The sequence below is a fragment of the Streptomyces sp. 3214.6 genome (assembly GCF_900129855.1).
Classification (GTDB): domain Bacteria; phylum Actinomycetota; class Actinomycetes; order Streptomycetales; family Streptomycetaceae; genus Streptomyces; species Streptomyces soliscabiei.
This window is the reverse complement of the sequence record NZ_LT670819.1, coordinates 8,198,098-8,224,396: the sequence shown is the minus strand read 5'-3', so window position 1 is coordinate 8,224,396 and position 26,299 is coordinate 8,198,098. Positions and strand designations below refer to the sequence as shown.

The following is a 26,299-nucleotide window of genomic DNA, read 5'->3' as shown; positions in this document are numbered from 1 at the left end:
GCTCTCAGACTCGCTTGCGGGCGAGGTCTTCGTAGAAGTGCAGGAGCTCCAGGTTGTCGACGGAACCCGGGTTGACGGCCTTTTCCAGTGGGGTGCCCTGGAGGAGGCGTTTGACCGGGACCTCGATGCGTTTTCCGGTGAGGGTGTGCGGGATTCCGGGTACCTCGATGACCTCGTCGGGGACGTGGCGTGGCGAGAGGTGTTCGCGGATGGACTGTTTGATGAGGCCCAGCAGTGCCTCGTCGAGGACAGCCCCGGGCGCGAGGTGCACGAAGAGGGGCATCCAGTAGCCGCCGTCGGCCTGTTCGATGCCGATGACCAGAGATTCCTTGATCTCGGAGAGCCGCTCGACGACCTCGTAGATGTCGGCCGAGCCCATGCGCACGCCCTGCCGGTTGAGCGTGGAGTCGGAGCGGCCGTGGATGACGAGGGAGCCGCGCGAGGTGACGGTGATCCAGTCGCCGTGCCGCCATACGCCCGGGTAGGTGTCGAAGTAGCTGTCGTGGTAGCGGCTGCCGTCGGGGTCGTTCCAGAAGCGGACCGGCATCGACGGCATGGGGTTGGTGACGACGAGCTCACCGACCTCGTCGATGACCGGGTGACCGTTCGGGTCCCAGGACTGCAGGTCGGTGCCCAGGCAGGGGGCCTGGAGTTCGCCTGTATGGACCGGGAGCGTCGGGACCGCCCCGGCGAAGCAGGAACACACGTCCGTGCCGCCGCTGACGGAGGCGATCCACAGGTCGTCGCGGACCTCGTCGTGCAGCCAGCGGAAGCCGTCGGGCGGGAGCGGCGAGCCCGTGGTGGCGACGCATTGGACGCGGGAGAGATCGAATGCGCGGGCCGGGTGGACCTCCGCCTTGCGGCAGGCCATGACGTACGCCGCCGAGGTGCCGTAGAGGGTGGCGCCCGTGCGTTCGGCGATGCGCCACTGGGCGCCCGTGTCGGGGTAACCGGGGCTGCCGTCGTAGAGGACGATCGTCGTGCCGGTCAGGAGACCGGAGACGAGGAAGTTCCACATCATCCAGCCGGTCGAGGTGTACCAGAAGAAACGATCCTCGGGGCCCAGGTCGCAGTGCAGGCCGAGCTGCTTGAGGTGTTCGACCAGGATGCCGCCCTGGGAGTGGACGATGGCCTTGGGCAGGCCGGTCGTGCCGGAGGAGTAGAGCACCCAGAGGGGATGGTCGAAGGGGACCGGTTCGAAGACGGGTTCCTCGTCCGCGGCCGTCAGGGCCGACCAGTCCAGGGCTCCCTGGGGCGGTTCGGTGCGCAGGAGGGGGATGTGGATCACGGCGCGCAGGGTGGGCAGTCCGGCTCGGAGTTCGGCGACGACGTCACGGCGGTCGTGCTCCTTGCCTCCGTAGCGGTAGCCGTCGACGGTGAACAGGACGACGGGTTCGACCTGCTGGAAGCGGTCCAGGACGCTGCGGGCGCCGAAGTCGGGGGCGCAGGAGGTCCAGACGCCGCCCACGGCGGCCGTGGCGAGGAGAGCCACGACGGCCTGCGGGACGTTCGGGAGGTAGCCGCTGACCCGGTCGCCGGGGCGCACGCCGAGGGCGCGCAGCTCGGCCGCCAGCGAGCCGACCTGGCGGCGTAGCTCGGACCAGGTCACCGGGCTGGGTTCGTGGGTCTCGTCGACGTACAACAGGGCCGGTTCCGCCGGGCGGGTGGCCGCGGCGCGCAGGGCGTGCTCGGCGTAGTTCAGCGTCGCTCCGGGGAACCACTGGGCGCCGGGCATGGCGCGATCGCCCAGCACGCGCGCGTAGGGTGTCGAAAACCGTACGTCGAACCACTGCGTGACGGCTTTCCAGAACGTCTCCAGCTCGTCGACGGACCAGCGGTGCAGTGCCGGATAGCCGCCTTCGGAAGGGGCCCCGTGCTGCTCGGCCGCCCAGGTCTGGAACTTCGCGACCTGGGCCCGGGCGATGCGCTGCGGATCGGGCCGCCAGAGCGGCTCGGGGTTCACGGTCGACATGGGGCGGCTCCCGGACTCTGCGCGTCGTGTGCGTCGCCCGCGCACGAGCTGGGGTGGAGCGCGTGACGCGGCTGACACGGACGATGCCATGTGATCGACTTCTGCACCAGGGTGGGTCGCGCACAGTCCGTGTCGTGAAGATGTGGCCCCACCCCGGGTGAACGCAAGTTGAACGACCCGCGCGCGCGGCGCGGTCAGTGACAGGGTGAACAGCATGGACGGTCGTGACCTGGTGCGTTCGATGAAGCGGGTCGGTCCCGCGGGTGCGGGCCGGGGGTTGCGCACGGTGCGGGCCGCGTGGCGCAGGAGGCGCGCCGATGCCACCGGGCTGCCGGTGCGGGGTCCCGAGCGGGCGCGGGTGCCGGGTCTCGTGCAGGAGGTGGAGCCGGGACCCGGCGGTGGGACGCTCCGGTTCAGCCGCTCGGAGCTGACGATCCGCGTCGCGGTGAACGGGGCCGTGTTCTGGGGCTGGGACGGTGCCGAGCCGGAGCCGTCGTACGCGCTGGCCGGCCGCTGTCCGGAGCCGGATCCTCGGGCGGTGCTGGAGCCGGACAAGGACGGTGGATGGCGGGTTGTCGCCGAGCGGGTGACGGTCGTGGTCTCGCGGCACGGCGCCGTGGAGGTGTGCACGCCGGGAGGCGTGGTGCTGCGCCGTGATCTGCCGCCCCGGTGGTGGGAGCCGCAGGGCGGAGGACCGGCGCGCTGGATGCAGCGCTCGGAGGTCTCGGCCGACGCGCGCTTCTTCGGTCTCGGCGGGCGGGCGTCCGGGCCGCGTCTGCGCGACGGGACGTACCGGCTGTGGAACACGGATCCCGGGCACGCGTACGGTCGCGAGGACGATCCGCTCTACGTCACGATGCCGGTGCAGCTGGTGGTGGCCGACGCGGGCACGCACCTGGTGTTCCACGACACCTCCTGGGACGGCTCGGTCGCGCTGCGGGAGGGTGAGGAGGGAGCCGGCTCGGGGCATGACCGGTCCGGTGGGTGCGAGGTGCGGATGGACGGCGGACCGTTGCGCTGCTGGGTGATCGTGGGCACCCCCGCGCGCGTGCTGCTCGCCTGGGCCTCGCTCACCGGGGCGCCGGCGCTGCCGCCCGCGTGGGCGCTCGGACACCATCACGCTCGCTGGGGCTTCGGCAGCGAGCAGGAGGTGCGCCGGATCGTGGCGGGCTATCACGAGCACGGCCTGCCGCTCGACGCGGTCCACCTCGACATCGACCACTACGACGAGCACCAGGTGTTCACCGTCGACGAGGACCGCTTCCCGAAGCTGTCGGTGCTCGCCGAGGAGTTGCGGCGGGACGGAATACGACTCGTGTCGATCGTCGACCCGGCGGTCAAGGCCGCGCCTGGCAACGCCGTGTACGACAGTGGGGTCGCGGAGGACGCGTTCGTGCGGGAGGCGTCGGGGCGGCTCGTCGAGGGCGTCGGGTGGCCGGGGGAAGCCGTTTTCCCGGACTTCACGCACGCGCGCGTGCGGCAGTGGTGGGGAGGTCTCTACGCCGAGCGGCTCGCCCAGGGGTTCGCAGGCTTCTGGCACGACATGAACGAGCCGACGTCGTTCGCCGCTTTCGGGGAGTCGACGTTGCCCCGGTCGGCCCGGCACTCCCTGGAGGGGCGCGGCGGTGATCATCGCGAGGCGCACAACGTGTACGGGCTGTGCATGGCGCGGGCGGCCTACGAGGGGCTGCGGGAGCTGGTGGCGGACCAGCGTCCGTTCGTCTTCTCCCGGTCCGGCTGGGCGGGCCTGCAGCGCTACGGCGGCACCTGGTCCGGGGACGTGGCCACGGGCTGGCCGGGACTGCGGTCGTCGCTGTCCCTGGTGATGGGGCTCGGGCTGTGCGGGGTGCCGTATTCGGGGCCGGACGTGGGGGGTTTCGACGGCAGTCCGTCTCCGGAGCTGTATCTGCGCTGGTTCCAGCTGGGCGCGTACCTGCCTCTGTTCCGCACGCATGCGAGTCTGCGGGCGGGACGCCGGGAGCCGTGGGAGTTCGGGCCCGAGGTGTTGGAGCACGCACGCGTGGCGCTCGTCGAGCGTCGGCGGCTGTTGCCGTATTTCATCACGTTGGCGCATCTGGCCCGGCGTACGGGAGCCCCTTATGTGCGCCCGGTGTGGTGGGGAGCGCCCGGTAACCGGGCGTTGCGGGACTGCGAGGACGCGTTCTTGTTGGGTGACTGCCTGCTGGTGGCGCCGGTGCTCGACCCAGGCGCCGACCGACGTGCGGTGCAGTTGCCGAGGGGGCGCTGGTACGACACGGCGACGGGGCAGGCGTACGAGGGGCCGGGGCAGGTGCTCGTGGACGCTCCCCTGTCGCGTATTCCGGTGCTCGCGCGCGCGGGTGCCGTCATGCCGGTGCGGGGAGACGACGGCGCTGTGGAGCTGGAGGTGTGGGCGCCGGTCCGGGGGCGGACGGGTGGTGGTCTGGTGGTGCGGGACGCGGGCGACGGCTGGGCGGAGCCGGAGATCGAGCGGTACGTGGCCCGCTGGGAGGGCTCGCGGGTCGTCGTCGAGCAGGAGGGCGAGGACGGCGTGCGCGTGCCGTCCCACCCGGTGCGCGTTCGCGGGCTCGGCGAGCGTTGAGCTCAGATGTAGCGGCCTTCGAAGAACGCCCGCACGGCGTGCGTGTGCAGGGGGAAGGCGAGTTCCTCGGCCCTGCGCAGGAGGTGCCAGCCCTCGGTCTCGTCCGTGGCGGCGGATGTCGGGAGGCGGTCCGCGGGACGCTCCGGAAGGAGCCCGAACAGCAGCAGATGGCCGTTGGGGGAGCTCATGGCGTCGGCCAGCCGCACCTCACGTGGCGTCGCGGCTATGCCGGTCTCCTCCATGAGTTCACGGACGACTGCCTGCCGCCAGTCCTCACGGTCGTCGATGTAGCCGCCGGGCAGTGCGACGCCCCCGCGCGCGGGGGCGATGGTGCGGGTGATGACGACCAGGGCGGTGCCCTTGGTGTCGTACACCGGCTGGAGTGCGACGGCCACCGGCAGCGGGTTGCGGTAGGCCACGGCGGCGCAGGCCCGACAGGCGCGGGGCCAGCCGGTGACGCCCTCCCCGTAGGGCGCTCCGCAGCTCGAACAGTGGGAGTCGCGCGCGGAGTTCGAAGTGGAGTGCAGAGTTTCGGACACGCGGCGGAGCGTATCCGATCTTGGGGAGGGCGTCGTACGGAGGCGGTTCAGTGCTGCCTGGGGAGGGAGTCGGCGGACACGGGGAAGTCGAAGTAGGTGTCCGGATAGGGCTCGGGTTTGAAGGTGTAGTGCCACCACTCCTCGGCGAGGTTCACGAAACCGAGGTTCTCCAGGGTGCTCTTGAGGAGCAGCCTGTTGGCGCGCTGTTCGCCCTGGATGCGCGGGTCGAGGGTGTGGGCGAGGGTGTCGAAGCAGTCGAACCCCGTGCCCATGTCGACCGAGTTGTCGGGGAAGCGCTGCTGTGGTGGGGCGTAGCAGGGAACGAGGGGTTCACCGGGGACATAGGGCCTGGTCGGCGCGGCCGGGAGCCGCACGATGGTGAGGTCCGTCGTCGAGCCGCGGCTGTGACCGGACTTCTCGGCGATGTAGCCGTCCTCGAACAGACGGGATTTGTCGACGTTCGGGTAGAACTCCCCCTTCATTCCCTGGGCGTTCAAGTCCTGCGCCCAGCGGACGAAATGGTTCACGGCGCGCTGGGGCCGGTAGCAGTCGTACACCTTGAGTGTGTATCCCTGGCGGAGCAGCTTCGTCTGGGCCCGGTGGAGCGCCTTGGCCGCCGGCCGGGTGAGGATGCAGATCGGCTGCCGGTAGCCGTCGATGGGCTCGCCGACGAAGGTGTGCGGGGTGGCGTAGCGCATCTCCTGAAGGATCGTCGGGTCCACGGTTCTCAGGGCCACGAAGTCCGCGGGGGCCTTGGGGTCGGTGTGGGCCCGCGCGGTGGCGGAGGCGGTGGTCACGGCCAGCAGGGCGGCCAGTGCGGCGACCACACCGCGTACTGCGCCGGGAAGTCGTGTCATGTCTCCTCCCTGCCCAATTCCGGAGGGTCGTGCCACACTCCTGACGTATCGTCAGATTCCATGGCCCGGGAGGGAACCTTGTCGCGTACACGCACGCCCGTGGTCGCCGGGTGGTTCACCGAAGACGGGGAGGACTTCAGGTTGCTGGGGACGCGCTGTTCGGCATGCGGGTCGGTCTTCTTCCCGCGTGAGGACACGCACTGCCGCAATCCGGGCTGCCGGGGCGGCGATCTGGAGGAGGTCCCGCTCTCACGACGCGGGCGTGTCTGGTCCTATACGGACAGCCGATACCGCCCTCCGTCACCCTACGTGACCGATCCGGAACTTCCGTGGGACCCGTATGCGTTGATCGCTGTGGAGCTGGAGTCCGAGCGGATCGTGGTGCTGGGACAGGCGGTTCCCGGGGTCACTGTCGCCGATCTGACAGTGGGCATGGAGGTGGAGGTCGTCCCGGGCGTGCTCGATGAGGATGCGGAGACGACCTGGACGACCTGGCGATGGCGGCCGACGGGGGTGGCGGGATGACAGCAGAGGTGGCGGTGCTCGGCGCGGGGATGCATCCGTGGGGCAAGTGGGGGCGCAGCTTCGTCGAGTACGGCGTGACGGCGGCGCGGGCGGCCCTCGCCGACGCGGGCGTGGACTGGCGGGAGGTCGGTTCGATCGTCGGCGCGGACACGGTGCGTGGCGGCTATCAGGGGTACGTGGCCGGGGCGACGTTCGCGAAGGCCCTGGGATGGCAGGGAGCCCGGGTCTCGAGCGTGTACGCCGCGTGCGCGTCGGGGGCTCAGGCGATCAACACGGCCCGGGCCCAGATCCTCGCGGGTCTCGCGGACGTGGTGCTCGTGGTGGGGGCGGACGCGGCCCCCAAGGGCTTCTTCCGTCCGGCCGGCGGGGACCGGCCGGACGACCCCGACTGGCTGCGCTTCCGGATACTCGGCGCGACAAATCCGACGTACTTCGGGCTGTACGCGCGCAGGCGCATGGCGGTGCACGGGGACACACCGGAGGACTTCGCCCAGGTCAAGGTTAAGAACGCGGCCATGGGAGCGTTGAATCCGAACGCGCGCTATCGGAAGCGGGTCACCTCGCAGGAGGTGGCGGCGTCGGCTGTGGTCGCCGATCCGCTCCGGCTGCTGGACATCTGCGCGACGTCGGACGGCGGAGCGGCCCTGGTGCTCTCCAGCATGGAGTTCGCCCGTCGGCACGGGGCGGCGGAACCGGTGCGGATCAGGGCCGTGTCCACCGTCACGCCGCGTTACCCCAACACAGTGCTGGATCTGCCGGACATCGCGACCGATTCCGCACCGGCGGCGGAGCCGGCCGGTGAGACCTTCCGGGCCTCGATCGCCCGAGCCGCCTACGAAGAGGCGGGCATCGGTCCCGAGGACCTGTCCCTGGCCGAGGTCTACGACCTGTCCACCGCCCTGGAGTTGCAGTGGTACGAGGACCTGGGGCTGTGCGGCGACGGTGAGGCCGCCAAACTGCTGCGGGACGGAGCGACGACTCCCGGCGGCCGTATACCGGTGAACACGAGCGGAGGACTTGCCTCCTTCGGCGAGGCGGTGCCGGCGCAGGCGATCGCCCAGGTCTGCGAGGTCACCTGGCAGCTACGGGGACAGGCGGGCGATCGCCAGATACCGGGCGCGCGCGTGGCCGTCACAGCGAACCAGGGGCTGTTCGGGCACGGTTCGGCGGTGGTCGTCGTACGGTGAGCGGAAGGGAGTCTCCGGCGTGACACGGCCGTCCAGCCGACCTTTCACACACCCTGCGATCGCCCCGGAATCCTGTGTGAACGTCTCATGAACTGCGCCTGGGCGCGCGCCCGCAGCGCCATCATGCTCCCGTGCACTCCTGGACGGACACTCTCCGCTTCGCCTTCCAGCCGGTGGTCAACCTGACCACCGGAGGGGTCGTGGGGCTGGAGATACTTGCCCGCCCCGAGGCCGGCGACATCCTGGCAAGGGCTCGCCGGGAACCCGAACTCGACGGCCGGCTGGCCGTGTTGGCGGTTCGCGCGGCGGTTCGCAAGGAGACCCTGCTGCCCCTGCACGTGAACGTGTTCGCCGGCACCCTGGCCGATCTCGGCGGGCTCACCGCGCTGCACGACGCCGTGCGCGAGGCAGGGCGGCTGCCGTGGGAGGTGACGCTGGACGTCGTCCCGCCCTACACGCACGTCCCCCAGCGCGCGCTCCTGGAGGCCGTGGCCGCACTTCGGGGCCACGGCTTCCGGATCAGCGCGGACGGGGTCGGGGACGGGGACGCGCCCCTGCGGCTGCTCGTCGACATCGCGCCGGACCTGGTGAAGCTCGACGCCTCGCTCCTGGCACGGCCCGCGGCGGTACGCGCGATGCGGACCCTGTGCGACGAGCTGAAGGCGTTCCTGGTCGTCGAGGACGTGGAGACCGAACTGCAGTGCGCGGCCGCGCTGTCGGCGGGGGCGCAGCTGGCGCAGGGCGCACTGTTCGCGCCGCCCAGCCGCCTGCCCGCCGCCGACGTGTACGTTCCGCCCCTCGGCCGCGGCCCTGCACCGGCGTCCCCGTCGGGGCCGTCGGTGCGGGAGTTCGTGCGTCCGGCCGCGCTGCTGCCCGCGACCGCCTCCGCCGGACAGGTACGGGCGCTGCTCACCGGGTCCCCGGATGTGTCCGGGGTGCTGCTCGTGGACCGCGAGGGGGTTCCGGTCCGCTCGGTGCACCGGTCGCGCTTCCTGCTGTCGATGTCGGGGCGCTACGGCCACGCCCTGTACGCGGACCGCCCTGCGGCCAGACTGGGCGATCCACCGCGGACGGTGGGCGTGGACGCGACGGCCTGGGAGGTACTGGACGTGCTCGCGGTCGGCGACCGGGACCGCACCTCCGACGATGTGGCCGTCGTCGACCGCAGCGGGCGATGCATGGGCGTCGTCCGGCTCGCGGACCTCGTCCGGGCGCTGGCCGAGACCCGGGTCGAGGAGGCGGCCGGACTCAATCCGCTGACCCGGCTGCCCGGTTCGGACGCGATCACCGGGGAGGTGGACCGGCGGCTCGCGGAGGGGCGGCCGTTCGCGTTGAGCTGGCTGGACATCGACCACTTCAAGCAGGTCAACGACGAGGCCGGGTTCGCGGCGGGTGACGAGCTGATCCGGTCGGTGGGAGCGGCTCTGCGGATCGCGGCGACAGGGCATGCGCGCTGCGGACAGCACGCGCGCGTGGGACACATCGGAGGGGACGACTTTCTGGTGCTGGCCGATCCGGAAGGCCTGGATCCGCTGGTTGCCTCCGTGCTGGACGCGCCCTGGTCGGCGGGCGGACGCCCGGTCACGCTGTCGCTGGCCACGGTCCTGTGCCGACCGGGCAGCGTGAGCGATCACCGGCAGGCGGCGGCGTGTCTGGTGCCCTTGAAGAAAGGTGCGAAGTCGTTGAGCGGCGCGAGTTGGGTGGTGGGCCGCGCCGGGCTGGCCGGATACGAGATCCGGCGCGGGTCGCAGCCGATGGCTCCCGCGAGTACGGGCGCGGTCGGGGCGGAGTCCGGGATGAACTGACCTGACGGTCGGGAACTCACAAGAGGCGGCCGACCGTGGAAGCCGCCCCCGGTGCTGGGCTCGGATGGGCGCCCCCCGGGCGCCCTCTCCCCCGGGCGTCGGCTTCGACGGTCCGTGCTGCGCGCCCCCAACCGTTGCTGTCGGCCTCCTTGACGCTCCCTGGGCACCGGTGAACACTTCCCGGTGTCAGCCGACATCGCCGTACATTCTCGGTGTATCCAGGCGCGCGCCAGGGGGACTTCCCGACGGAAGTCCCGCTCCCCCACAGGCGATTCGGCTACGACGGCACGCTCGTCACGGACGCCGGGTGGGGCGCGGGATCTCCCTGCCCCGGCCGAAGCAGCCACGGGAACCGCACCCTGCACGGAGCACCGGGGTCGATCCGCCTCGGACCGGGCCAAGGAGCCGCCATGAGCAACGGAGACATATTCGTAGGCGAGGTCATCGGTACCGCGATCCTCATCCTGTTCGGCGCGGGAGTCTGCGCCGCCGTCACTCTCAGGTACTCCAAGGCCCGGGCCTCGGGATGGGTCGTGATTGCCTTCGGCTGGGGGTTCGGCGTGCTGGCGGGGGCGTACACCGCTGCACCGCTGTCGGGCGGGCATCTCAATCCGGCCGTCACCCTCGGGATCGCCGTCGACACGGGCAAGTGGGGCAAGGTGTGGGTGTATCTGCTGGGCCAGATGGCTGGTGCGATGTTGGGAGCCGTCCTCGCGTACCTGGTGTACCTCGCCCAGTTCCAGGCGAACGTCCAGCAGCAGGACACCACCGAAGGCAAGGCCGAGGAGCCCACTCCCACGCTGGGCATCTTCTCCACCATTCCCGAGATCCGGAACCCGGTCGCCAACCTGATCACGGAGATCATCGCGACGATCGCCCTGGTCCTGCCGATCCTCGCCTTCGGGCTGACCAAGGGGCTCGGCGAATCCGGAACCACGGCGCTGATCGTCTCCCTGCTCGTCGTCGGCATCGGACTCTCCCTCGGCGGGCCCACCGGCTACGCCATCAACCCGGCGCGCGACCTCGGGCCGCGCATCGTGCACACCTTCCTGCCCATCCCGAACAAGGGCACCTCGGACTGGGGTTACGCCTGGATCCCGGTCGTGGGACCGCTCGTCGGCGGAGCGCTCGCGGGGCTCCTCTACAACGCGGCCTTCTGATCGTCCGACACCCGCGCAGCCTTCTCAACCCAGCCCAAGGGGTAGCCATGACGGACAACGCCGAGAAGTACGTCGCCGCAATCGACCAGGGCACCACCTCCAGCCGCTGCATCGTCTTCGACCGCCACGGCGCGATCGTCGCCGTCGACCAGCGTGAGCACCGCCAGATCTTCCCCAAACCGGGCTGGGTGGAGCACGACGCCACCGAGATCTGGTCCAAGGTGCAGGCGGTGGTCGCCGGGGCGCTCGCCAAAGCCGGGCTGCGCGCCGATCAGATCAGCGCCCTCGGCATCACCAATCAGCGCGAGACGACCGTCCTGTGGGACCGCGCCACGGGCAAGCCGGTGCACAACGCGATCGTGTGGCAGGACACACGTACGGCGGCGCTCTGCGCTCAGCTGGGCGGATCCGACGGGCCGGACCGATTCCGTGAGCAGACCGGGCTGCCGTTGGCCAGCTACTTCTCGGGGCCCAAGGCGGCCTGGCTGCTGGACAACGTGCCGGGCCTGCGGGCGCGCGCCGAGCACGGCGAGATCGCCTTCGGCACCATCGACTCGTGGCTCATCTGGAACCTCACCGGAGGCACCGACGGCGGTCGGCACGTCACCGATGTCACCAACGCCGGGCGCACCATGCTGATGAACCTGGAGACCCTCCAGTGGGACACCTCCGTCCTGTCCGCGATGAACGTGCCGGAGGCCGTCCTGCCGGAGATCAGGTCCTCCGCCGAGGTGTACGGCACGGCGGTCGGCCAACTCGCCGGCGTGCCCGTCGCCTCGGCGCTGGGCGACCAGCAGGCGGCGGTGTTCGGCCAGGCCTGCTACGACGTGGGCACGGCGAAGAACACGTACGGGACGGGGAGTTTCCTGCTGCTCAACACCGGTAACCGGCCGGTGGCCTCGAAGAGCGGGCTGTTGACGACGATGGGGTACAAGATCGGTGGTGAGGCGCCTGTCTACTGCCTGGAGGGTTCGATCGCCGTAACGGGTGCGCTGGTGCAGTGGTTCCGGGACCAGCTCGGCATCATCCGTACGGCTGACGAGATCGAGAGCCTGGCGGCGAGCGTCGACGACAACGGCGGCGCGTACATCGTGCCCGCGTTCTCGGGGCTGTTCGCGCCGTACTGGCGCTCCGACGCGCGTGGCGTCGTCACCGGACTCACCCGCTACGTCACGAGGGCCCACCTCGCACGGGCGGTGCTCGAGGCGACGAGCTGGCAGACGCGCGAGGTCGTGGACGCCATGTTCCAGGACTCCGGGGTGCGGATCACCACCCTGAAGGTGGACGGGGGCATGACCAAGAACAACCTGCTGATGCAGCATCAGGCGGACGTGCTCGGGGTGCCCGTGATCCGGCCGCGGGTCTCCGAGACGACCTGCCTGGGCGCGGCGTACGCGGCGGGCCTGGCCACCGGCGTGTGGAACGACCTCGACGAGCTCAGGACGCACTGGCAGAAGGACGCCGAGTGGTCTCCGGCGATGGAGGCGTCGGTGCGGGACCGCGAGTACCACAACTGGCGCAAGGCCGTGGAGAAGAGCTTCGGTTGGCTGCAGGACGGTGAAGGCTAGTGCGTGCGCGTGCGGGTGTTCCGCTGCACGCGCGTGTGTGTCTCGCTTGTGCCACACGCGCGTGCGGCTCCTCGCGCCGCGTTTCCCCCTGAACCACGGCCCGTACCCCAGTCGGCGGGGGTACGGGCCGTGCCTGTCGGCGGCCGTCCCTCAGGTGGTGACGGCCTCGCGACGTTCGGCGCCGTAGTCCATCGCGTGCTGGACCACGCCGACCAGCACGTCGCGGACCGACCTTCGGTCACGGGCGTCGCACAGCACCACCGGTACGCCGTCGTCGAGGTCGAGGGCCTGGCGCACGTCTGCCTCCGGGTAACAGGCGGCTCCCTCGAAGCAGTTGACGGCGATGAGGAAGGGGATGGAGCGTCGTTCGAAGTAGTCGACGGCGGCGAAGCAGTCCTCCAGGCGGCGGGTGTCGGCGAGCACGATGGCGCCGAGCGCTCCCTCGGAGAGCTCGTCCCACATGAACCAGAACCGTTCCTGACCCGGCGTCCCGAACAGGTACAGCACCAGATCCTCGCGCAGGGTGATACGGCCGAAGTCCATGGCGACGGTGGTGGTGTGCTTGCCCTCGACGCCGGTGGTGTCGTCGACCGGGCGGCCGGCCTCGGTGAGGTACTCCTCGGTGCGCAGCGGCTTGATCTCGCTGACGGCGCCGACCAGAGTGGTCTTGCCCACGCCGAAGCCGCCGGCCACCAGGATCTTGAGCGTGACGGGCTCGACCGGGGGCTTGCCGCGCTCAGAACGCCCGAAGATCATCGATCACTTCTCCTGCTTGATGGCTTGACTGGGGGTGTGGGGCGGCGGGCCGTAGCCTCCGCCTCCAGGGGTCTCGATGACGAGTACGTCGCCGGGGCCGACGTCCACGGAGTCGCTGCCGCCGAGCCGGACCACCGTCCCGTCCGCGCGTTCCACCCGGTTGGCGCCCAGCGCGCCGGGGGCGCCTCCCGCAAGACCGTACGGGGGGACCCGGCGGTGCTGGGACAGAGTGGAGACGGTCATGGGCTCGTGGAACCGGATGCGGCGGACCGCGCCGTCCCCACCACGCCATCGCCCCGCGCCTCCGCTGCCGGGCCGGACCGCGAACTCCTCGAGTCGGACGGGCAGCCGCCACTCGAGGACTTCGGGGTCGGTCAGCCGGGAGTTGGTCATGTGGGTCTGGACGACGCTCGCGCCGGGGAAGCCGTCACCCGCGCCGGATCCGGAGGCGACGGTTTCGTAGTACTGGTGGCGTTCGTTGCCGAAGGTAACGTTGTTCATGGTGCCGGACCCCTCGGCCTGGACGCCGAGGGCGGCGTAGAGGGCGCCGGTGATCGCCTGGGAGGTCTCCACATTCCCGGCCACGACGGCGGCGGGCGGTTCGGGCGCGAGCAGGGAACCGGGCGGCACGACGATCCTCAGGGGGCGCAGGCAGCCGTCGTTGAGCGGGATGTCGTCGGCGACCAGGGTCCGGAAGACGTACAGGACGGCCGCGTTGACGACGGAATAAGGCGCGTTGAAGTTGGTGGTCAGCTGCGGTGAGGTGCCGGTGAAGTCGACGGTCGCACAGCGGTTCTCGCGATCCACGCGCACGCGTACCCGGATGACGGCGCCCGAGTCGGTCTCGTAGGCGTAGGCGCCGTCGTCCAGGGCGTCGATGACGCGGCGCACGGCTTCCTCCGCGTTGTCCTGGACGTGCCTCATGTAGGCCTGTACGACGTCGAGTCCGAAGTCCTCGATCATGCGGGCCACTTCGTCGACGCCTTTGTGGTTGGCGGCGATCTGGGCGCGAAGGTCGGCGAGGTTGGTCCGGGGGTTGCGCGAGGGGTACGGCGCTTCGGTGAGGAGACGGAGGGTCTCCTCTTCGCGGAATCGACCGTTCTGCGCCAGCAGCCAGTTGTCGAAGAGGATGCCCTCCTCCTCGATGGTGCGACTGTCCGCCGGCATGGACCCGGGGGCGATGCCGCCGATCTCGGCGTGATGGCCGCGTGAGGCGACGTAGAAGAGGAGCTTTGACTCACTCTCCGTGACTTCGGCGGGCTCGGCTGTGCCGGCGCCGAAGACGGGGGTGATCACCGTGACGTCCGGGAGGTGCGTGCCCCCGTGGTAGGGGTCGTTGACCGCGTAGGTGTCGCCGTGGCGCATGGAGGTGCCGCGGCGGCGGATGACCTCCTTGACGCTCGTCCCCATCGATCCCAGGTGGACGGGGATGTGCGGGGCGTTGGCCACCAGGTTCCCGTCGGGGTCGAAGAGGGCGCAGGAGAAGTCGAGGCGCTCCTTGATGTTGACGGACTGGGCCGTGGACTCCAGTCGGGCGCCCATCTGTTCGGCGATGGACATGAAGAGGTTGTTGAAGACTTCAAGGAGAACCGGATCGACTTTTGTGTCGAGATCGGAACTCTGCGTAATCGCCGCGCGTTCCATGACCAGATGCCCGTCGTGGCTCGTCGTGGCCTCCCAGCCGTCGTCGACCACGGTGGTGGCACTGGCCTCGGTGATGATCGCGGGGCCGGTGACGGTCTCGCCGGGAGGGAGGTCCTCGCGGCGGTGAAGGGGTACGTCGCGCCAGGCGCCGCCGGTGTGGAGGCGGACGGTCCGGGGTGCGGCGGTGTGGCCTTCGTACGGGGCGAGGGCGGACAGATCGGGGGGTTCGGTGATGCCAGTGGCTTCCACGGAGAGTGCTTCGACGACGATCGGGCGGTCGAGCGTGAAGGAGTACGTGGCGCGATGACGTTCTTCGAAAGCCCGCCTCATCACGGCGGGTTCGGTCAGCTCGACAGTGAGGGCGGTGTCGGTGCCGTCGTAGCGGAGCTGCGCGCGGCGGGTGATGCGGACGCGGTCGTCGGGGATGTCCTCGGCGCGCAGTTCCGCGCGGGCCGCCTCCTCCAGATCGTCGGCGGTCTTGAGGATCACGGGCAGTGCGGCGGCCTCCAGGGGCGCTTCCACGGACTGTTCGCGCATGGCCGTCGTGTCGGCGAGTCCGATGCCGAGCGCGGACAGCACGCCCGCCATGGGTGGCACGAGCACGGTACGGATGCCGAGCGAGTCGGCGACCATGCACGCGTGCTGTCCGCCCGCACCACCGAAGGTGGTGAGGGCGTAGCGGGTGACGTCGTGGCCCTTCTGGACGGAGATCCGCTTCACCGCGCCCGCGATGTTGGCGACGGCGATCTGCAGGAAGCCCTCCGCGACCTGCTCCGGCGTGCGGTCGTCGCCGGTCTGCTCATGGATCTCACGCGCGAGGGCGGTGAAGCGGTCGCGTACGAGGGCGTCGTCGAGCGGCTGATCGCCGTCGGGCCCGAACACCTTCGGAAAGTGGGCGGGTTGGATGCGGCCGAGCATCACGTTGGCGTCGGTGACGGCGAGCGGGCCGCCACCGCGGTAGCAGGCCGGCCCGGGGGCCGCGCCGGCCGAGTCCGGTCCCACCCGATAGCGGGAGCCGTCGAAACGGAGGACGGATCCGCCGCCCGCGGCGACGGTGTGGATGTCCAGCATCGGGGCGCGCAGCCGTACGCCCGCGATCTGCGTGGTGAAGACGCGTTCGTACTCGCCCGCGTAATGGGAGACGTCCGTGGAGGTGCCGCCCATGTCGAAGCCGATGACCCGGTCGAAACCCGCGAGCTGGGACATCCTGGCCATGCCGACGATGCCGCCCGCGGGCCCGGACAGGATGGCGTCCTTGCCGCGGAACTGGCTCGCCTCGGCAAGACCTCCGTTGGACTGCATGAACATCAGTCGCACACCGTGCAGCTCGTCGGCGACGTGCCGGACGTAGCGGCGCAGCACGGGCGACAGGTAGGCGTCGACGACGGCGGTGTCCCCGCGCGGGACGAGCTTCATGAGGGGGCTGACCTCGCTGGACAGCGAGATCTGCGCAAAGCCCGTACGGGCGGCGAGCTGCCCGACGGCCTGTTCGTGGGCGGGGTGGAGATGGCTGTGCATGCACACGACGGCGACGGCCCTGATCCCGTCGTCGTACGCCTCCCGCAAGGGGCCCGCGAGGGCGTCCAGGTCCGGGGCGCGCAGGACGCTGCCATCGGCGGCGATGCGCTCGTCGACCTCCAGGATCCGCTCGTACAGCAGCTCCGGGAGCTCGATCCGGCGGGCGAAGATGTGGGGGCGGTTCTGGTAGGCGATGCGCAGCGCGTCGCGGAACCCGCGGGTGATGACGAGCAGCGTGCGCTCGCCCTTGCGTTCCAGCAGCGCGTTGGTCGCGACCGTCGTGCCCATGCGGACGGTCTCGACGGGGTCCGGTGCCCCCGCCAGGAGGGCACGGACACCGGCGACCGCCGCGTCGGCGTACCGCGCCGGGTTCTCCGACAGCAGTTTGTGCGTCAGCAGCCGGCCGTCGGGGCGCCGCGCGACGATGTCGGTGAAGGTGCCGCCCCGATCCACCCAGAACTGCCAGCCGGTCACGTCCTCACCTCGCTTCCGCGCTGCTCACAGCGCTCGGAGGCCGTTGATCACGTCGCGCAGAATACTCTCGTCGGGCAGTTCGGCAGGGGGGACCGGTCGGTTCACATGGACGAATTCCGCGTCCACGAGGTCTCCGACGAGGACCCGCACCACTCCGATGGGCAGGTTGAGTCCGGCGGCGAGTTCGGCGACCGACTGCGGCGCGTCCTGGCACAGCTCCACAATGCCCACGTGCTCCGGGGACAGCCCGGGATCCTGTTCCGCCTCGTCGGCGTGGGACTCGGCCACGACCACCGCGATCAGATCCAGGCGGTGCTGCATCGCACTGGTGGTACGGCCGCGCGTCATGGCGTACGGACGCACGACCGGTCCGGCCTCGTCGTCGAACCAGCGACTGTTTCCCTGACCGTCTGTGCTCATGCCTTCCCACTACCCGCCCGAGGGCAGATCGGTGCGCGGGGTGGTGCCCAGATGTACGCCGACCCGCTTGACGAGGAGCGTCATCTCGTACGCCACCTGCCCCACGTCCGAGTCCGCGTCCGAGAGGACGGCGAGGCAGCTGCCGTCACCGGCGGCCGTGACGAACAGAAAGGCGTCGTCGAGTTCGACGACGGTCTGGCGGACGCTGCCGGCCTCGAAGTGGCGACCGACGCCCTTGGCGAGGCTGTGGAAGCCGGAGGCGACGGCGGCCAGGTGCTCGCCGTCCTCCCGGGACAGGTCCTTGGACACGCCGGTGGGCAGGCCGTCGCCGGAGAGGACGACGGCCTTGCGGATGCTGGCGACGCGGTCGACGAGTTCGTCGAGGAGCCAGTTCAGCTCGCCGTTGGTGGTGCTGTGGCCGGTCGCCTTCGGTGCGGTCATCGACCGTCCCCCTTTGTCGTTCCTTGTGGTGCTGTGCCGCTGTGGGCGTCGTCGCCCGCGGCGTTCTCTACGCGGCCACGCTGCCAGCCCCGCTGGAGCGAGGCCATGCGGCTGCGTACCTCGTCGGCGTCCCGGTCCGCGGGGTCGGCACGGTTCTCGGTGCGCGGATCCGGGCCTTGCCGAAGTTGCGGGGCCAGGTTCGCCTGGCGCACGCGCCGCGGCAGCGCTCGGGTGCCGGAGCCGTTGTCATGAGGCGCGGTTCCTGGGTTCCGGGTGCCGCTGCCCCAGTCACCGGCCTGTGCGCTCCCGTGCGTCCCGGGGGCCTCGGTCGCGGCGCGCCCAGCCGTGTCGTCGGGGTCGGTGGGCAGCGCAGGGCTCTGCCGGCTGCGCCGTGGGAGGACTGGAGGCTGGGACTGCTCGTCTGCGTCCCGCCCGGGGTGTTCCGGCGGTGCGGGCCGCTCGACGGGGCCGCCGTTGCGGGGGATCTGTGCCGTCGTGCCGCGGCGGCGGGACGGCAGAGGCGCCGGGCCTTCGCCCTCCACACGGCGGGGGCCGGGCCTGGCCGGGGGCTCTGTGTCCGTCTCCGCCCGCCGGGGCCGCTGGTCCGTGACCGGGCGCCCGTGCGAGCTGACCAGCTTGGGCGTGCGCGAACCGGGCAGCAGCGGTACCGGGGCGGCCGGGTCGTCACTGACCGGCCCCTCGGGGTCGCCGAGGCCGTCGGGCAGCCTGCGGTGCTGGTCGAAGGCACCGGCGGCCGGCTCGTCCTCAGCACGGGTGAGGGAGCGGCGCGGACGGAACAGGCCGCCGTGCTCGTCGTCGTCCTCCAGCGGGGCCGGGAAACCTCCGAGGGCGTCCAGGTCGACGGGGGCCTCCAGCTCGACGGGTCCGTCGAGCATCGAGGCGGGCAGACCGGGAAGCTGCACCGAGGCCGCGGAGAGAGCGGCCCTGCGGGTCTCCCCGGGCTCCGGCTCCTTCGGGGGCCGGGGGCGGTCGAGGCGGAAGCCGATGCCGTTGGTGTCGGGGACGTCGTCGGTCAGCAGTGCGTCGGGGATGAAGACGATGGCGGTCGTCCCCCCGTACGGCGAGGGCTGCAGGGAGACGCGGACGTTCTGCCGCTGGGCGAGGCGGCTGACCACGAACAGCCCGAGGCGGTCGGTGTCGGACAGCTCGAATTCCGGTGTCTCGGCGAGCCGGAGGTTGGCCTCCAGGAGAGCCTCGGGCGCCATACCGAGGCCACGGTCGTGGATCTCGAGGGTGAAACCGTTGGCGACCCGGTCGCCGAACACCTGGACGGCGGTGTGCGGCGGGGAGAACACCGTGGCGTTCTCCAGGAGTTCGGCCACCAGGTGGGTGAGGTCGGCGACGGCCGGGCCGGTCGCCGCAAGGCGGGGCAGGCGGCGGACCTCGATGCGTTCGTAGTCCTCGACCTCGGCGACCGCGGCGCGCACGATGTCCATCAGCTGAACGGGCTTGCGCCACTGCCGGGAAGGTGCCGCGCCGGAGAGGATCACCAGACCCTCGGCGTGTCGGCGCATGCGGGTGGTGAGGTGGTCGAGGCGGAAGAGGTCGGCGAGTTCCTCGGTGTCCTCGGTGCGACGCTCCATGGTGTCGAGCAGGGTGAGCTGCTTGTGCAACAGGACCTGGCTGCGGCGGGCGAGGTTGACGAAGACCTCGGAGACGCCGGCCCGCAGCTCGGCCTGCTTGACTGCGGCCTCGACGGCGGCGCGCTGGAGGGTGTTGAGGGCCTGGCCGACGTCGCCCATCTCGTTCTTGTCGTACTCCAGCCGCGGAACCTCGGTCTCCACGTCGACCTGTTCGCCAGCGGACAGGCGGCGCATCACGCTGGGCAGCCGCACTCCGGACGCCTCATGGGCCTCCAGCCGAAGCTGACGCAGGTCGCGGATGAGGCCGCGGCCGATGCGCACGGACAGGACGAGGGAGACGAGCAGGGCGATCAGCCCGAAGACACCGGCGACGACCGCCTTGACGATGACCTCCGTCGCCACCGGACCGACACGGTCCTGATAGCGGTCGTTGGCCTGCTCGTCCAGGGTGCCGAGCTCGTCGAGGACGTTTCCGGCCGCGGTGTCCCAGTTCCGGGCGCTGACGCCTCGAGGCAGGCGGCCGGGCGTGGTGGCGACGACAGCCTGTTCGACCGTCCGCAGCGGGGCGGTGGTGGCGTTCTTCCAGAAGCTCTCGTAGCGTTCGCGCTCCGCGGTGGGCAGTTGGGCGAGGCTGATGTCGTAGACCACTCCCCGCTGGGCCGCAAGGTCGGAGACGTCGCGGAGCTCCTCGCGGCTCAACTTGCCCACGACCAGGGCGGAGCCGAGCAGGGCGTCCTCCTGGGAGAGCAGTTCACGGGCGCGGGCCACGCCGACGAGCGCCCGGTACTGCTTGTCCATCTCCACGCTGTCGACCACGTCCATCTTCGCCAACAGGGCGTAGCAGGGGTCGATCAGCTGGGTGTAGAGGTCGAGGGCCTGGGCTCGGGTGACGGTGCCCTCCTCGACGCTGCGGCGCAGGGAGTCGACGCCGTCGAAGGCGTCGAGGACCGCGGTCAGGCTCTCGCCGTCCTCCTGGTCGAGGACGTCGCGTACGTCGGGGTCCTGGGCGTTCTTTCGGATTTCGGCGAGTGCCTCGTCGGTGGCGGTCCGGGTGCGGCGCAGCGCGGACAGCGCGTCGGAGGCACGGGGGTCGGCAAGGTAGACGAGGGTCTGGCGGCGTTCCTGCTGGACGACGCGGACGGTGTCCTCGATGGGGTAGCCGACCTTCTCGACGAGGGACGACATGGTGAACAGACGGCTCGCCTCACGTCCCGTGAGCACCGTGGCGAAGCCCCAGATCGCGGTCAGGGAAACCAGCGGCACGAGGAGCAGCGCCACGATCTTCCGGCGGATCGACTTCCCGCGAAAGCGCATGGCCTCCCCCAGCTCGAACCCCCACCGACAGGGGGTACGCATGTGCGTCAACAAACGGCGCGAGCCTACTACCGACGCACAGGTAACTCGAAGAGCGGTCCGGAAGCTGAACTTCCGTACCGAGGGCGAGACATGGTGTGTTGTCAGGGCATTGTGGGAGATTGCCTCCCCGAATCCGGTGCGCGACTCCAGGCCGGATCCGACCGGCTCTGTAGACGAGTTGGCCAGAATTTTTCGCAACGCGGGAACATTCGGGGCAGGTCGTTCGTCCTACTCATTGGGAATTGGGGGCGGAATCGGCCACACGAGCCGTATGCCGCACCTGGGCGGCGTAATTCAGCGCAAGCCGGGCAGCCACTGGGGAGCCGGGTCTTCGATCCGGAGGCGAGCGGACTGCTGGCGGTGGGGAGTGACACGGTGATGGGCACGGCGGAGCGGCGTGAGGCACCCGAGGACGGCGCGGCGGCGCGCGGTACCGCGCTGCGGGATCCCGAGGCACGGGATCGCGACATTCCGGCGAACAGGCATGTGACAGCGGAGCGGCGCGACGGTTCGACGGGCACGCGAGGGTCGACCGACCGCGGTGTTCCGGCGGCCGCGAAGTCCGTCGGTGCGAAGCGAGAGGGCGCCCGGCAGCCCGGTGCGGCCGGCGCCCCCGGAGCGGCCGCCTCAGGGCAACAGCGGGCGGCCTACCGGCCGTTGTGGGTGGAGGAGCCCGCACGTCGACGCCGAATGCCCGACCCGGTGCGTACGGCGGCCGTGCGTGCGGTGCTCCTCATCGCCGTGACACTGATTCAGGCGATGGTCGCCTTCCTGTGCACACTCGCCGGATCCTGGCTGGCCTTCCCCATGGTGATCAGCGGTGTGGTCAGCACGGTGCTGGCCACCTGGGGCGCGCTGGACGTCTGGGTGACGCGGCAGGTGTGGAACCAGCGCAACGGCGTGGTGTCGACACCGAGCAGCACGGCGCGTTCGTTGCGCCGCGAGCGCCGCCGGGCGCGACGGCAGGCACGGGTGGCCGAGCGCCGGCAGGAGCGGATACGCAGGCAGAGCGGCACCGGGCAGCTGTCCCACTCCTGAGGCCGGCCGACACGCCCCTGAAGCGAGCGGCAGCACGCTGAGGCGGTCGGCGACTCGTGAGCATCGACGAGTTCGACCACTCGTGGTCGGCGGCGGCACGCGCGCGACGCCTGGGCCAAGGCGGTACCTGGTCCCGGACCTGATGTTCCCCTCCCTCAGGGGGCGGTGTCGGGTGTCGGCCGTTTGAACATGCGGGTCGCCGTGATCTCGCTGTGCACCGCCTCCCCCGCCTGGGGCTGCTGCGGCAGGCCCGGGCGGAGGTGTTCCTCGACGCTGATGTACTTCAGGCCCGCCCGGAGGTCGGCGTCGTTACGCAGCCGGATGACCAGCGGGAACTCAGCCAGCGCCGTCGTGTCGAACAGGCCCGTCGTGTACAGGAGCTGCACGCCCAGGGCGTCCGAGACGGCACGCTGGAGCTCCAGCAGATAGGTCGCGTTGGCGCGGCCGATGGGGTTGTCGAGGAACAGCGTGCCCGCGTGCCGATGCTTGTCCCGGCCCCGGTCGTTGCTCCTCAGAGCCGCCATGGTGCAGTACAGGGCGATGGCGGCGGTGAGCAGCTGGCCGCCGGAGAACACGTCGCCCATCTGGCCGACGGGAACCCGCTCGGCGCGCAGGACGGCGTCCGGCTTGAGGATCTCGACTGCGACGCCCTTGGGCTCAAGGGCCGCGCCGACCCCGCGCAGCAGCAGGGACATGCCGTCGCGCCGCAGGTCGGAATTCTTCTTGACGGCCGCCCGGGTCGCGTCGTCGATGACGTCGCCGAGCCGCTCGGTGAGAGTGGCCTGATCCGGTTCCTCGAAGCGGATGCGCAGGAACTCCTGACCGGACCACTCGCCGAGCCCCTCGGGCAGGCGGGAGAGCCGCTGGGCCGAGCGCAGGGTGGCGAGCGCGGACTCGACGAGCCCACGCAGCCGGTCCACGATCGAGTCCCTGTTGCGCTCCAGCTGCGCCAACTCGTCCGTCAGGACGCGCAGTCGGGGCGCGAACGCGTCGGCCCACTTCTGTGCGTGCTCGGGCAGCGCGGCGGCGGGCAGCTCACGGATCTGCTGGCGTGCGGGGGTGCGGACCTGCTCGTAGCGGGTGGAGTTGGCATGCCGGACGAGGATGTCGCCGGCCTCGCGTACGGCGGACTCGGCGGCGGACAGGTCGGCGGCGCAGCCGCGCAACGAGCGGCGGGCCTCGGCGGCCGAATGGCGGGCCTCCTCCAGGGTGCCGGGGTACGGTTCCGGCTCCTCCTGCTCCTCCTCCTGCGGGTGTTCGCGCAGCAGGTCGCGGAGCATCGCGGCGATCTCGTCGAAACCGCCGGCCGCGTCCTCGGCGGCCCGGTGGGCGGCCAGCAGTTCGGCGTGCGCCTCGCGGGCCTGGCTCAACGCCTCGGCGCGGGAGGCGAGTTCGGCCGTCGCGGTGCGCAACAGCGCCTGCGCGTGTTCGGCGTCGCGCGGCTGGAACTCCTCGGCCAGCCCGGTGTGGGCCTCGCCGTCCTCGGGCGCGAGCCGCTCGTGCTCACCGCGCAGTCGCCCGAGCTGCTCGCTCGCGGTGGACATACGGGTCTCCAGGAGCTGCACCAGCTCCTCCGCGCGTGCGGCGGCGGCCTGCCGGGACGGCCCGTCGGAGCCGTCGGGCGACTGCAGCAGCTGCTCGGCGCGCGTACGGACCTTGTTGCTGAGCCGGTCCAGCTCCGTGCGGGCGGCGCTCTCTTCGCCCTCCGCGCGGGCCTGCTCGGCCCGCAGGTCGGCACCGACGCCGACCTTCTCGTACAGCTGGGAGGCGGCCCGGTAGGCCTCGCGGAGGGCGGGCAGGGACGCCCTGGACGCGTGCGGGTCGGCTTCCGGTACGTCGTCGGGGGCGCCGGCGATCTCGGCACGTTCGGCGCGCAGCGCACGGGCGGTGCGGCGGGCGTCGTCGGCGGCGCGCTGGGCTCCGCGGCGGTCCTCGTCGGCGGCGCGGGCGCGCTCCAGGCAGGACTGGGCGCGGGCCTCCGACTCGGCGGCCTCGTCGGCGAGTTCGCGCACCTTGACCTGCCAGCCGGCCCGCTCGCGCAGCCGGAAGGCGAGTCCGGCGAGAGCGTCGGCGGCCCGCCGGGCCTTCTGCGCGGCCTCCTGGCGCTCGTCGCGCACCTGGGCGGCCTCGGCGGCGGTCTCGTCGGCCTCCGCTCGTACGGTCCGCGCCTCGGCCAGCTCGGCCTCGGACTCCTCGGCGAACACGCGCGCCTCCCCGGCGGCGTGGGCGAGTTCGGTGAGCCGCCCGGCCGGACAGCCGGTACGCCAGGAGGCCAGCCGGGCGGCCAGCTCCCGGTCCTTGCCGAGGCGTGCCGCGAGCCGGCGGATGTCCTCGTCCCGCTCGGTCGCCCGCGCGCGCAGCGCCTGTCGTTCCTCGTCGGCGGCGTGCTCGTCGTGCATGGCCGGGTTCGGCGGGACGAGGAAGACGTCGTCGCTCCGCGTGTCGGCGGCCGGGGTCGGTGCGAGCAGAGCGGCGGCCGTGCCGACGGCCACCGCCGAGCGTGGCAGCAGCGCGGCTTCACCGAGCGCCTCCCGCGCGCGTGCGTGCGAGTCGGGGTCGGTGATGATCACGCCGTCGACCAGCTCGGGCCGGGCGGCGAGCACGCGTGCGTGGTCGACGGGGTCGACTGCCTGGGCGAGGTAGCGCCAGCCGGGCAGGGCGGGGATGCCGTGCTCGCCGAGGAACTCGACGGTGGCCAGCACGTCCGGCCCCGGCGGCAGCAGTCCGCCGTCGCCGAGCGCGCCGAGGATGCGGGAGTCGTCGGCGGCGGCGGTGCGCAGCTCGAAAAGCTGCCGTTCGGCGGAGGAGATGGTGTCGTCGAGGAGTTCGCGCAGTTCGTCGGCGCAGCGGTCCAGGTCCTCGGGCGTGAGCGAGGAGCCGTCGTCCGGCTCGCCGTCATGACGAGGCCGGGGAATCTGCCGGGGTGCCCCGCCCCCGGTCAGGCCGAGCAGTTCGGCGAGCCGTTCCTCACCGGCCAGGGACTCGGCGAGCCGCTGCTCGGCGTCGTACGACCGTTGGGCGGCCGTCGCCGCGTCCGCCGCGCGGGCCGCGGTGAGCTCGGCGCGGGACTCCGTGGAGGCGGCCTCACGGGCGTGCTCGGAGGCTCTGCGCGAGGCCTCACGGGCGGTGTCCCAGGCGGCGACGGCCGTCTTCTCGGCGTCGCTGGCGGCGAGGGCCGCGCGCGCGGGATCGGCGTCGGGCGCGCTGTCGTCGAGCCAGCCCGCGCGCACGGCCTCGGCGGTCTCCTGCTCCACCTCGGCGAGGCGCTGGCGCAGGTGCCCGACCTCGCTGCGGGCGCGTTGGGCGTCGGTGGCGGCGGACGTCGCGTCCCGGTGGGCGGACTCGCCGACGTCCTGGAGGGCGGCTGAGCGCTCCTCCTCCTCGTTGGCGAGGGTCTCGGCGCTCTCGGCGGCCGCGTGCAGAGCCCGGACGAGGTCGACTGCGGCCTTGGCGCGGGCGGCGAGGGCGGGCGCGGCGTCGCGTTCGGCCTCCTGGATGGCCGCGGAGACACGGGCGACGCGGTCGGCGGCGGCGCGATGGCGCAGCACGGCCTCGGCGGCCTGCCAGGCGGAGTGCAGCGTGCGGGCATCGGCGAGTTCACGCTTCTGCGCGGCGGCGGACTTCTCGGCGGCGGCGAGCGCCAGCGAGGCGTGCCGGAAGGCGAGTTCGGCGGCGATCAGCGCACTGCGCTCGCGTGCCCCCTCGGAGTGCGTGACGGCGTAGGCGGCGGCCGTGACCCGCTGGGCGAGATCACCGGCCCGCACCTTCTCCCGTACGCCCCGCGCGGACAGCCGACGGGCCTGCGCGCGGGTGCGCCGCTCGGCGCCGGAGTGGACGTCACGCGCGCGTGCCCGCGCCTCGGCGGCGTCGACGATCCGCCCCAGCAGGTCCACCGAACCGGCGGTGAAATCGCGTTCGGCGATCAGTTCGGCGCGGCGGCCCAGCTTGTTGCCGAAGCCGCTGACCAGGTCTGCGAGTCCGTCGGTGTCGCGGGTGTCGGTCACCGCGCGCAGCAGCAGGTCGGTGAAGTCGGAGTCCTTCTTGACCGCGAAGAGGCCGGCGGCCTCACCCTCGTCGGCGTTCATCTCCCGCTGGTAGCGGAAGAGTTCGGGGTCCAGGCCGAGCTCGCCCAGGTGCTCGATCCACCGGTCGTGGATCTCCTCCCAGTGCACCTCCAGGTGCGGATACGCCTTCCCCGCCTCAGTGAGGGCGTCCCGGAACCCTTTCATGGTGCGCCGCCGCCCCTGCGCCCCGGAGGCCCCCTCCACGGGCGGGCGTACCGCGGTGGACTCGGCGACGGGCAGGTTGTCCAGGCTCAGCCCGGGCCCCGGCCGGAACGAGTACCAGGCTTCCGCGAACTTCCGCGGATCGTTGGACACCTGCCGCCCGCGCCACTCGCTGACCTTGCCTACGACGACGCACTCACCGGTGAGCACGTGCTGCCATTCCAGCGCCACGTGTCCGCAGTCGTCAGCGAGCAGGAACTTGCGCAGCACACCGGAGCTGGCGCCGCCGAGGGTGTTGCGGTGACCCGGCAGCATCACGGAGAAGATCAGCTTGAGCAGGACGGACTTGCCGCCGCCGTTCTCCAGGAAGAGCACGCCGGCGGGCGCGGGCCGGCGCGGCGGGCCGACGGGCTCCTCCTCGAAGAACTCCGCCTGCATGGGCGCGGGGTCGGGCACGACGTCGCCCACGCCCCGCAGGTCAAGCACGGTGTCGGCATAGCGCGCACCGGCAGGCCCGATGGAGTAGAGGCGGACCCGGGACAGCTCGTACATGGCGGACTCTCGTAAGTCTTCGGCAGATCGGCAGATCAGGGGGTTGGCGGTTCTTCAGGCTTCAGGAACCTCAGGG

At 71.6% G+C, this 26,299-nt stretch carries 15 protein-coding genes and 1 pseudogene; 7 read left to right on the top strand and 9 right to left on the bottom strand.

Going from position 1 to position 26,299, the window contains the following annotated elements; translation table 11 throughout:
• Window positions 1–4: 4 nt before the first annotated feature.
• A complete protein-coding gene (locus B5557_RS37165; RefSeq protein ID WP_079663603.1) occupies window positions 5–1,972 on the bottom strand; it encodes an acetoacetate--CoA ligase in 1,968 nt (655 codons plus the stop codon).
• 214 nt (window positions 1,973–2,186) lie between these two features.
• Between B5557_RS37165 and B5557_RS37160 the strand changes: the two genes are divergently transcribed.
• A complete protein-coding gene (locus B5557_RS37160) occupies window positions 2,187–4,553 on the top strand; it encodes a glycoside hydrolase family 31 protein (protein WP_079663602.1) in 2,367 nt (788 codons plus the stop codon).
• A 2-nt stretch (window positions 4,554–4,555) separates the two neighbouring features.
• Here the strand turns inward: B5557_RS37160 and B5557_RS37155 are convergent, their stop codons facing one another.
• Together B5557_RS37155 and B5557_RS37150 are read right to left on the bottom strand one after the other, a co-directional pair.
• Complete coding sequence (locus tag B5557_RS37155) at window positions 4,556–5,092, bottom strand: NUDIX domain-containing protein (RefSeq protein ID WP_079663601.1); 537 nt, start codon at window positions 5,090–5,092, stop codon at window positions 4,556–4,558.
• 47 nt (window positions 5,093–5,139) lie between these two features.
• Window positions 5,140–5,949: a M15 family metallopeptidase gene (locus tag B5557_RS37150; protein WP_079663600.1), complete on the bottom strand. Its 810-nt coding sequence runs from the start codon at window positions 5,947–5,949 to the stop codon at window positions 5,140–5,142.
• A gap of 99 nt (window positions 5,950–6,048) precedes the next feature.
• Here B5557_RS37150 and B5557_RS37145 point away from each other — a divergent pair, with 99 nt between their 5' ends.
• The 5 genes from B5557_RS37145 to glpK all read left to right on the top strand — a co-directional run bounded on the left by B5557_RS37145 (window position 6,049) and on the right by glpK (window position 12,194).
• Window positions 6,049–6,474, top strand: a complete 426-nt coding sequence (locus B5557_RS37145) for a Zn-ribbon domain-containing OB-fold protein (RefSeq protein WP_079663599.1) — start codon at window positions 6,049–6,051, stop codon at window positions 6,472–6,474.
• Window positions 6,471–7,661: a lipid-transfer protein gene (locus B5557_RS37140; RefSeq protein ID WP_079665198.1), complete on the top strand. Its 1,191-nt coding sequence runs from the start codon at window positions 6,471–6,473 to the stop codon at window positions 7,659–7,661. Before B5557_RS37145 ends, B5557_RS37140 begins: the two co-directional genes overlap by 4 nt.
• 131 nt (window positions 7,662–7,792) lie before the next feature.
• Window positions 7,793–9,466: a GGDEF domain-containing protein gene (locus B5557_RS37135; RefSeq protein ID WP_079663598.1), complete on the top strand. Its 1,674-nt coding sequence runs from the start codon at window positions 7,793–7,795 to the stop codon at window positions 9,464–9,466.
• 410 nt (window positions 9,467–9,876) lie between these two features.
• Window positions 9,877–10,626, top strand: a complete 750-nt coding sequence (locus B5557_RS37130; protein WP_079663597.1) for an MIP/aquaporin family protein — start codon at window positions 9,877–9,879, stop codon at window positions 10,624–10,626.
• A gap of 47 nt (window positions 10,627–10,673) precedes the next feature.
• Complete coding sequence (gene glpK / locus B5557_RS37125; RefSeq protein ID WP_079663596.1) at window positions 10,674–12,194, top strand: glycerol kinase GlpK; 1,521 nt, start codon at window positions 10,674–10,676, stop codon at window positions 12,192–12,194.
• Window positions 12,195–12,344: 150 nt separating this feature from the next.
• On the opposite strand, the gene B5557_RS37120 is transcribed toward glpK, so the two are convergent.
• The 5 genes and pseudogenes from B5557_RS37120 to B5557_RS37100 form a co-directional block, all read right to left on the bottom strand.
• On the bottom strand, window positions 12,345–12,950 hold the full coding sequence (locus B5557_RS37120) for a GTP-binding protein (RefSeq protein WP_079663595.1): 606 nt from the start codon (window positions 12,948–12,950) through the stop codon (window positions 12,345–12,347).
• Window positions 12,931–16,586, bottom strand: a pseudogene (locus B5557_RS37115) (hydantoinase B/oxoprolinase family protein). Before B5557_RS37115 ends, B5557_RS37120 begins: the two are co-directional and overlap by 20 nt.
• A gap of 24 nt (window positions 16,587–16,610) precedes the next feature.
• The gene (locus tag B5557_RS37110; RefSeq protein WP_079663594.1) at window positions 16,611–17,006 is read right to left on the bottom strand and encodes a DUF742 domain-containing protein; all 396 of its coding nucleotides are present in this window, start codon (window positions 17,004–17,006) and stop codon (window positions 16,611–16,613) included.
• Window positions 17,007–17,015: 9 nt separating this feature from the next.
• Window positions 17,016–17,447 carry a roadblock/LC7 domain-containing protein gene (locus tag B5557_RS37105; protein WP_079663593.1) on the bottom strand — a complete coding sequence of 144 codons (432 nt, stop codon included), beginning with the start codon at window positions 17,445–17,447 and terminating at the stop codon, window positions 17,016–17,018.
• Window positions 17,444–20,365: a nitrate- and nitrite sensing domain-containing protein gene (locus tag B5557_RS37100; RefSeq protein WP_079663592.1), complete on the bottom strand. Its 2,922-nt coding sequence runs from the start codon at window positions 20,363–20,365 to the stop codon at window positions 17,444–17,446. Before B5557_RS37100 ends, B5557_RS37105 begins: the two co-directional genes overlap by 4 nt.
• A 420-nt stretch (window positions 20,366–20,785) precedes the next feature.
• Here B5557_RS37100 and B5557_RS37095 point away from each other — a divergent pair, with 420 nt between their 5' ends.
• Window positions 20,786–21,445: a hypothetical protein gene (locus B5557_RS37095; RefSeq protein ID WP_079663591.1), complete on the top strand. Its 660-nt coding sequence runs from the start codon at window positions 20,786–20,788 to the stop codon at window positions 21,443–21,445.
• A gap of 155 nt (window positions 21,446–21,600) precedes the next feature.
• On the opposite strand, the gene B5557_RS37090 is transcribed toward B5557_RS37095, so the two are convergent.
• Entirely contained in the window at window positions 21,601–26,223 is a 4,623-nt protein-coding gene (locus tag B5557_RS37090) for a hypothetical protein (RefSeq protein WP_079663590.1), read from the bottom strand.
• Between the last annotated feature and the right edge of the window lie 76 nt (window positions 26,224–26,299).